General features: G+C 63.2%; 1 protein-coding gene. It reads right to left on the reverse strand.

Annotated elements, in window-relative coordinates; genetic code table 11:
* A partial coding sequence (locus tag ACX4ZE_RS23125) for a helix-turn-helix domain-containing protein (protein WP_480275576.1) occupies nucleotides 1–374 on the reverse strand: 374 nt, incomplete at its 3' end.
* Nucleotides 375–424 lie beyond the last annotated feature (50 nt).

The following is a 424-nucleotide window of genomic DNA, read 5'->3' on the forward strand; positions in this document are numbered from 1 at the left end:
CGCTCGGTATAGGACACCCCGAACAGCCGCCGCGCGAGTTCACCGACCTTGCGGCGCGTCCACAACTTCCCACCCAAATCCAACTGATCAGGAGTGAACCCCACGACCGCCTCCACCAACGCCACTTCCTGATCCGCAGTGAGTTTGCGCAGCACACCCGCCTTACGCCCCGGCCGCCGCGACTCCAACCCCGCCACACCACCGAACGCATAGCGGACCTTCCAATTACGGATCGAGTTCTCCGACACCCCGAACACCCGCACCGCCTCCGCCGCCGACATCCCCTCACTCAACGCAGCCACCACCCGCATCCGCAAAGCCTCCTGCTGACTCGACGAAAGCCTGCGCATATCCACCCTCAGATCATCACCCACCCCGCAGGTCTACACGAACACCACCCACATCCACAAACATTCAGTTCCGG

The organism is Nocardia sp. TBRC8007, assembly GCF_056629435.1.